Here is an 8007-nt window from a genome sequence, read left to right as displayed (position 1 = left end):
GGAACGTTCTGATTTCTCAAGAGAATACCATCCGCTATCTTCGTTTTCAGGCTGGCCTCATGAATAAGCAGGGATAATGCTTCCTGCAATAGATAAACCCAAAGTGACTGGCGCCCCACCAGGCAGCATCCAGAAACCCCAAACGACGTAACGAACTACACGCTGCCTTCCTTCTCCACCACCAGTATCCTGGCCTCACCCACCGGGTGGGCCACATGCTCGGTGCCGACGGAGGCATAGAAAATATCCCCGACGCCTAGGGTCACCGACGCTTCCTTACCGTTTTCCCGGAAGAACATCTCCACCTTTCCATCCAGGACCACGAAGACCTCTTCGCCATCGTTCACATGCCACTTGTATGGCTGATCGGTCCAATGCAGGCGCGTGGAAATGCCATTCATCGAGGCAATATCCTCGGCGCCCCAGGCGCGATCCGCCACGAACTCTCTTCCCTTAATAACTTTCATCAACGCACCTGAGAACAAATAAATCACAAAGCGATGCCAGCCTAGCACACCATCCTTATAAAACTAAAAAACTTATCACACAGTATAAGCCACACCCATCGAATGCCGTAAACAGGATACGTCCTCAAGGGTCGCACCTTCAGCATCTTCCGAGGTTTTGCACACCATCAGAGAAATCGGCTAGCGCAAAATAGCAATGTCGGCAACTTTCACAACATTGGCACTAACTTCCACATCTTCGATTTCCGAACCACAAGTCACTACACGAACCTTAATCTCACTGGGGCGACCCAAGAATCTACCTTGTTTTATAATCACCTCCCCATCCCCAACGAAGCCGTGCTTGAACAAGTAAGCTGAAACTGGGCCTGCAGCACTTCCCGTTGCAACATCCTCGAACAACCCTTTATTATCCCAAGTTCGCCCTTCAAGACTATCCACATCCAGCACATAGAGAAACTTCCCACCATACGGCTCTATGAGCGGGGTCAGGTCCCTGACATTGAAGGAAATATCCTCTAACTGAGACCTCACTGGAAGAATGATATAAGGCAACCCTGTTGATATGACTTCAGCGCCTGAAGAAAGACCGTCTGGCTTGGTCAGGTTGAGGGAGGAATATAGCACCTGCGCTTCATCTTCAGACAATGAATATGAATAAAATGGCCTACCCTGACTCATGGTTGCAATAAATTCTGAATCGGTCTTTTTGCTCGAAAGGCTTAAAGGACGACCATTTATATGAACAGTCCATTCATGTTCACTATCGCTACCAAATCGTTCATGAAGATGGTAAGTCAACCCCAGCAGTGGGTGACCAGCAAAATCCAACTCCTCTTCTACCGTAAAAATTCTTGCATGATATTCGCCTGCTTTCACCTGAAGGAAAATGGATTCAAACTGACGCATTTCTTGCGTCCATGCCAACATTTCCTTTGAACACAACTCATCACAATCAGAGAATATGGTCAAGCCATTTCCATTCAGCTTTTCTCTAGCAAAGACATCCACCAGCTCGCATTTCAATTACTTCACTCCCAGACTAAAACCTCAACAAAGAAATTCATTCGCCTAGCGAACGAATCATCTCATCAGCCGCTGCCACTTCATATTGACTAAACACTCGAACCCCATGCCGGCGCAGCAAGGCCGCTGTCACCCCCATGCCGGGAACCTTCTTGCCCGAGAAACTCCCGTCATAAATGGCCGAGCTTCCACAGGAAGGGCTGAACTCGGCCAGCACGGCGACCTTGATGTGGAATCGATGGCACAGCTCCAGGGCCACCTGGGCGCCGGTGATAAACTCGTCGGTCACCTCCACCCCGCCCTTTTCGGCAACCATCGTTTCACCACTCAACACCTGCTCACCATCGCCTGCGACAATTTCCGCCGGCTTGCGAGGTATGCTCATCCCGGCCTCGACTTCGGGACAGACGGAGACGATACGCCCCTCGGACAGCCACCGCTCGACAATTTGGTCAGTCAGGCCGAGGCTTCCTCCATCATACCTGACCCGCTTTCCCAGCAGGCAGGCGCTTACTAATAGTTTTTCCAAGTCAGTACCTTTTCCCGAGGAGCGAAGCGGCGGCCCGTCAGGGACGCCCTCCTTACGCGAATTTTCATGTGGTTCCCGGTGCGGCAGATAGGTTTACCAATACCGAGGATCATTGAATGCCTCAATACAACAAGCTTGTCCCAGTGGAAGTTCAAGACTGCCTCCATCCAAAGACTGCCCCAGCCAACCTTCTGGATGGGATAATTTAAACGGCGCTTGCGCGATCTCTTGAGATACGTGCTCGAAGCCCACTTTTGAATAGTAGCTCGGATCGCCATAGGTAAAAACGAGTTCGACACCCAATTCACGCAATCGCTCAACCCCAAAATTAATCAATTTTTGACCAATGCCTTTTCCTTGGTGGTCTGTATCAACGGCTACCGGTGACAACATAAAAGCTTTTACGGGATAACCAAACGACAATCGCGTGAAAAAGATACAGCCGACTATCTGCTCTTGCTCGGTAGCGATGAACCCGAACAGATCATTTTTTTCGGCACCGCTCATCAATTCATGAACCAAGTTCCCTATCAGTTTTCCCTCGGACTGATCTTCCGAATCAGAGAATGCCTGTGTAAATAGGGCCTCTATTTCCTGTCGATAAGACTCGCTATACGCTGAAAGCCTCATATAATAAAACCTCTACAGAGACCAACAAAACAGTTAGCATTTACGCATAACCCCAAGCACACTGATGCGAGTTTACGGCGTCCGGCGACAGCAGGCCGCGAATCGCTGCGCTTTGTTAAGTTTCGGCGGCCCAGACCTCGAACTCACCACCATTTACAACAATCACTTGCGTATTGCTAACTGGGCAAAGATTTATCTTCCCATTATAGTTAGTGATTATGCTCTCGACGGATTCTTTGAACGGAAAGTTTGTATGATGTGGAACAGGATAAAAATCAATCATACCCAGTGATGAATAAGAGCCTATATCAGGAGCTGATGCAAAATCGTCCATACCCTTCACATACTCAATATTCCTCGACATAACAACAGCGCCAGCAGACTCTCCGATATATATCTTACCTAAACCCACTTGCTCCTTAATGATTTCATCCGCACCGGTTCTTTTTAACTCCTGAAGTAAAAAGAAAGTATTTCCACCAGTGATATAGATGTAGTCATTTTTTTTAATCTTGCTTTCTATCTCTTGTCTTGAAGCAGTTGAAATCTCAAGCTCATCAACAATCATCCCGAGGTCTTCGAGGGCTTTCTTACCTGTCTCCACGTAAAATCTGACCTCTTCTACGAGGCTTGCGGTAGGAATAAATGTAACCGTTTTTCCTGCACATTTTTCGCCAACAAACTCCACAAACAAATCTGCAACATCTACGAAAGATGACACTAAAAACATTTTTTTCATTCAAAACCCTTACTATCTAAACACTGTCGCTATAGTAACTTAACGCTCGCGTAATAGGCGCGAGCATGCGAGCGTCATTATTAACGCGTTTGTTATACTTTTTAGATAAGCCATTCTCTAACGGTATTTATCCATTCAGGGACATGACTTTCATCTGGTAGCATCTCAATATATGTTTTGGCCACCATATATTTACTGTTTCCCGCATCCAAGAACTCATCTACAGCTAGCAACTGACTCGGCTTAAGATCTAGAGAAAAGTAGCTGTCATTCTCTCCGGAAGCGTTGATATCTAAAAGAAATGCCAAAGCATGATCATCGCTATCTACAAACGAGTTCAATGCCTCAAGAAAATACATTCCATTTAGACAATGCTCAATTTCCGTTCTAGGAGAAACTGGATTCGAACTAATATTTACTAACTTTGTTTTCCTATCCTTCTCACAATTTACTATACGTTTACAATATAGTTTTTCGAAATTTCTAGTTTCGTAGCTAACCAACTGGGAGTCCGTATCTGAAAGCAAGATAATTCTACCAGATATTTCGTCCTTGAAATCCTCATATGACGTAGACAAATGATTGTATAGGCGCTTTATCTCTCCAGCTCCTCCTACCGGAACAATTCTTAACCTATGGCTCTCAACTAAATCTTTTAAGTAGTGTTCAAGATAGATTCTCTCCGTACTACCTTCACAGATTATCCAGCTGAACGGATTATCACCAATAGAACTTGTAATTACAGACTGCACAAAATCGTTGGTACTCTTAAGTCTAATGTCATATGGTAACTGTCTCCGAGACTCTCTGGTCATCTGCTTTATTTGCTCTCGATAGTGAGCTAGATTAACAAGATCAAAGACATGAGCACTCTCGTGACGGGATATTACAGTCACCGAACCGGATTCTATAGTTGGAAGGAATCCGTACCAATGTGAAGAGAAGAGGACTTGTCTACAGGACTTGCTAATTTCATAAAGTGCATCAAACTGATCAAAACATGCTGACATGTGCAGCGAAGACTCAGGCTCGTCAATCGCTATAATCAAATTAGTACCGCTACTTCTATGATGAAGCAAAAGCTTATGGGCAACATCTATAATTGCTTTTTGCTTCTCTCCAGAACTCAACTCACCTATTTCAAGCCAATGCGACCCTTCTTTTTTGTGAAGCTTACGTATATTAAAAAATGCCTCGATAATAAGATTGTACACATCGTTCTTGCGTAAATTTTTCTGTCTATCTGTTGGTGTTCTATAGGAATATCCGTCGAGCTCATCAGCCAAAGAGGTTATGAATGCGTTCAAACTGGAATTTATTTCTCTGATTTGTGTACTGGTAACTCTCTGCTCAAGTATTTCATGCAGCGTTTCCCCCATCAGAACCTGTATCTCACTTGTTTCAAGCTTGGTGAAAAGCTCTGGATCAATCTCCTTGGGGATGTGTATGTATTCGATACTTCCTTTTAGGTCTTCCAAAAGAGGCTTAAACTCCTCCAAGCCTGCCTCATCAAGACCCCTATCATTATACTCTTCCCCATAAAGTTCCACACCAAGGCGACTGCAATTGAAAATAGACACATTTGGATTCGATTGGTAATCAATGCCCATAGGCACAACATAGTAGTTATCTAAGTTATAATTTCTTCTCACTCGATCCAGAAGGTCGGCATAGCACCGAAAATCATCCCGATTTCCAGATGGAACTTCATCTTCAGTTAATGTTAATGCTATGTTGTTAAGGTGCTCAGCAAGCTCTCTAGGCCTCCCGCTTAAGGCGTTTTTCTCAACCAGAAAAACCGGAACTATATAGGGTTTCGTTTTTTCCAGGCCACTTTTCTTCGTCGCGATATTCATATTCCATTGCTTTCCGTTAAAAAAGCAATCCAGTGCCTCAAGTACTGAGCTTTTCCCTATTCCGTTGTCACCCAGCAATCCACAAAAATTACCTTGATCGGTAATTGGAACAAAATTAACACCTTGGTAGGTTTTAAAATACCGCAAAAAAGATCCAATTATCATTATTGGCACCCATCTATCTTGTATGTATAACGCCTGGGCTCAGCCGCCGATTCGGAGCGGTAGCGGAGAATCGGTCGGCTGGAGCCCCTGGTTATGCCGCGTTGGCACGAAAGCATCAGTTTTCCTTTCCGCAGGGATTGCCCGAAAGGTGGCCGCTTTTTTCTTCTTCCGCTAAAGGCCTTACCCAATCCTGCAATGCTTCTAGCGACAAGCCTTCTGGGAAATTATTATCTTCCCATGGTCTTTGCTGGAGCGTCGCCATGGCAAACGCGTCACAACTCCGTCTTGGATGCATAGATAAGTATGTGTCAAAGAAATCAGATTGAATCGCATAGTTTTCTCTAACGATAAAATCCTGCCAGCTTTCCTTTACTTCTTCTCGTGGCTTTATGTCGATAATGTCAATCTGAGCCAAATCTTTGGTGGTATTTTCCGCCCAAACGTCAAGCATAAGCTTTCTCGCTTCCGCATCTGTTACTGGGGCGCTATATCCAAACACAGTAATGAAGTAGGCATGCTTCAGGTGATTCTGTAAATTTTCCCACTCGGAATTTAAGAACTCATCGGATGAGTAGTTTTTCTGACTCACAGGGTATAATAGCTTTGATGGCCCAAACCGATTCTCGCATCGATCACAGGCATTATATCGCCAGCCCTTAGTTTTGCATGAACAACAAACACCGACTGCCACATTACCATGAAGGAAGGCTATCTGAGGCATCTGGTCATACCCAACAACATGCATATTTCTCTGAAATGCTTGTGCAAGAAAAGGGTCCCAGTTAAATGTGGCGATAATGTCCTTGTTGCGCAAACCCAAAACCAGGTAGTCATATAATGTGGCTTCTTCAGGAAGCTCCATCTGCCCGAAATAATTCTCAACGGCCGCGTCTATCTCACCGACTAGTTCGTCATATTGTCCGCTATGGACCAAGGCATCGTAGGTTGCTTCAAAATTTTCACCTTCATACTTGAGCCCGTACTCCTCAATCAATGGCTCTAGACCAATAACTTCTACCAGATTATTCATCAAGGGTAGCCTGCGCCCATCCTTGTCACCGTCTGGCAAAGCGGCAAAGCTTGCTCCTGCCCCGAGGATCACAACATGAGGGGAGTGGTTACAGTTATTTTTTATGTCCAGTTTGGGCAGTGTAGGCATTAATCTTCCGTTCCTCGGCTTGCTTTTCTATTCGGCATAACGCCGCATTCAGCGGCTTGTCCGCTGCAATACTTGGTTAGGCTTGTCTACAAGATCTTCAATCACTGCAACTGCATTCTCTACGCCACGCTCTTCTCGCAGCTTCGATCCGAGCACCGCTGCATGGTCGATGATATTTTTATCGGTTGTTATTTCTTCAATCGCCGCCACAAGCCGATCGACCGTCAGCTTTTTCAAAGGGATCGGTGCTGAACCCGCGTTCAGGGCATGTGCGCGATGCCCCCAGAAGGGTTGATCGCCAAAAAAAGGAATAATAATGGATGGTTTGCCTGCAAGTAATGCAGCCGCTGTGGTTCCTGCACCTCCGTGGTGAACCACCCCACACACACGCGAAAACAGCCACGAGTGAGGCACGTGATCAACCGTAAATATGTTCTCGGGCGGTGACTTCACTTTCATACCGCCCCACCCCGTTGCTAGAACGCCTCGCAGTCCTGTGCTTTGCAGCGCGTCAATAACAATACTTGCTAGCCGCTCGGGGTCACGCCCAGTCATCGAGCCAAAACCAACATAAACAGGCGGCGATCCAGCGCTTAAAAAGGCCGAAAGCTCAGGTGAAGGTTCATAGTTCTCAGCGTCTGCAGTATGCCAGTAACCACAAATACTGGCAGTTTGAGGCCAATCGTCAGGTCGTGCCACTACCAAATGGCTAAAGCCATGAATGACAGGTATTGGCGTACCATCGACGTTATGTAATAGGCTAAATTTCTTAGCTTTGAGCAGATGGTTTTCTTTGCGCCAAGCTTGCACATGCTTAGCGACCGACAACCCAATCAGTCGATTCACAAAGCTATAAGAGAATTTATTATACCAACCACCCAGCTTGAGCCGCGGAAGCATCATGTTTGGGTATTCAGCCGTAGGTACTAACCCTGGCACAACCAACGCCATCACTGCTGGCACCTCGAGCTTTTCAGCGATATCTGGGGCGTTAAATGCCTTGGGATGAAATACAATAATGTCTGGCTGAGACTCTTGCGCGGCGGCCCAGCTCTCTTCCGCCAAAGCTCGCTGTATCGGGCCTATTTTCTTGAGCAAGCCTAGCGTGCGCTTCACTACTTGAAATATATTGCCTGTATCTTCCAGAACGCCTTGCTCTTTTGGCGCATCCAGCAAAGTCAGCATGCCGTCGTTCATAAATGCATAGCGCAGCCCAGCGAGTTCGATATCATCACTAAATCGTGAGCTCGTGGCCAGCGTTACACAATGCCCAGCGCGATTTAAGCCTTGCCCCAAGGCAATATAGGGCTGCACATCGCCGCGAGTTCCATAGGTGAGTATCAGTATATTCATGGTGAACCCTGCTTATTCATGAGGCCAGCCTGAAAACGAAGATAGCGGATGGTATTCTCTTGAGAAATCAGAACGTTCCGGCA

The 8007-nt window shown here is 46.2% G+C and carries 8 protein-coding genes; all 8 read right to left on the bottom strand.

Going from position 1 to position 8007, the window contains the following annotated elements:
- Positions 1-155: 155 nt before the first annotated feature.
- The 8 genes from IHD13_RS17775 to IHD13_RS17740 all read right to left on the bottom strand — a co-directional run bounded on the left by IHD13_RS17775 (position 156) and on the right by IHD13_RS17740 (position 7924).
- A complete protein-coding gene (locus IHD13_RS17775; protein ID WP_195862371.1) occupies positions 156-467 on the bottom strand; it encodes a cupin domain-containing protein in 312 nt (103 codons plus the stop codon).
- A 180-nt stretch (positions 468-647) separates the two neighbouring features.
- The gene (locus IHD13_RS17770; protein ID WP_195862370.1) at positions 648-1493 is read right to left on the bottom strand and encodes a PhzF family phenazine biosynthesis protein; all 846 of its coding nucleotides are present in this window, start codon (positions 1491-1493) and stop codon (positions 648-650) included.
- A 37-nt stretch (positions 1494-1530) separates the two neighbouring features.
- A complete protein-coding gene (locus IHD13_RS17765; RefSeq protein ID WP_195862369.1) occupies positions 1531-2022 on the bottom strand; it encodes a DUF523 domain-containing protein in 492 nt (163 codons plus the stop codon).
- A 93-nt stretch (positions 2023-2115) separates the two neighbouring features.
- Positions 2116-2652, bottom strand: coding sequence for a GNAT family N-acetyltransferase (locus IHD13_RS17760; RefSeq protein ID WP_195862368.1), 537 nt, complete (start codon positions 2650-2652; stop codon positions 2116-2118).
- Positions 2653-2767: 115 nt separating this feature from the next.
- Positions 2768-3391 carry a peptidase E gene (locus IHD13_RS17755; protein ID WP_195862367.1) on the bottom strand — a complete coding sequence of 208 codons (624 nt, stop codon included), beginning with the start codon at positions 3389-3391 and terminating at the stop codon, positions 2768-2770.
- 101 nt (positions 3392-3492) lie between these two features.
- On the bottom strand, positions 3493-5412 hold the full coding sequence (locus IHD13_RS17750) for an AAA family ATPase (protein ID WP_195862372.1): 1920 nt from the start codon (positions 5410-5412) through the stop codon (positions 3493-3495).
- 115 nt (positions 5413-5527) lie between these two features.
- Positions 5528-6571 carry a hypothetical protein gene (locus tag IHD13_RS17745; protein WP_195862366.1) on the bottom strand — a complete coding sequence of 348 codons (1044 nt, stop codon included), beginning with the start codon at positions 6569-6571 and terminating at the stop codon, positions 5528-5530.
- A gap of 48 nt (positions 6572-6619) precedes the next feature.
- Positions 6620-7924 (bottom strand): glycosyltransferase, encoded by a 1305-nt coding sequence (locus tag IHD13_RS17740; RefSeq protein ID WP_195862365.1) that lies wholly within the window; start codon positions 7922-7924, stop codon positions 6620-6622.
- Positions 7925-8007 lie beyond the last annotated feature (83 nt).

This window comes from Halomonas sp. 328 (assembly GCF_015645095.1).
Classification (GTDB): domain Bacteria; phylum Pseudomonadota; class Gammaproteobacteria; order Pseudomonadales; family Halomonadaceae; genus Bisbaumannia.
This window is presented reverse-complemented; position numbering and strand designations above follow the sequence as displayed.

Bases quoted from the DNA above. Each gene is read 5' to 3' on its own strand.
- IHD13_RS17755 (WP_195862367.1), bottom strand. From the start codon at position 3,391: ATGAAAAAAATGTTTTTAGTGTCATCTTTCGTAGATGTTGCAGATTTG.
- IHD13_RS17775 (WP_195862371.1), bottom strand. From the start codon at position 467: ATGAAAGTTATTAAGGGAAGAGAGTTCGTGGCGGATCGCGCCTGGGGC.
- IHD13_RS17760 (WP_195862368.1), bottom strand. From the start codon at position 2,652: ATGAGGCTTTCAGCGTATAGCGAGTCTTATCGACAGGAAATAGAGGCC.
- IHD13_RS17745 (WP_195862366.1), bottom strand. From the start codon at position 6,571: ATGCCTACACTGCCCAAACTGGACATAAAAAATAACTGTAACCACTCC.
- IHD13_RS17750 (WP_195862372.1), bottom strand. From the start codon at position 5,412: ATGATAATTGGATCTTTTTTGCGGTATTTTAAAACCTACCAAGGTGTT.
- IHD13_RS17740 (WP_195862365.1), bottom strand. From the start codon at position 7,924: ATGAATATACTGATACTCACCTATGGAACTCGCGGCGATGTGCAGCCC.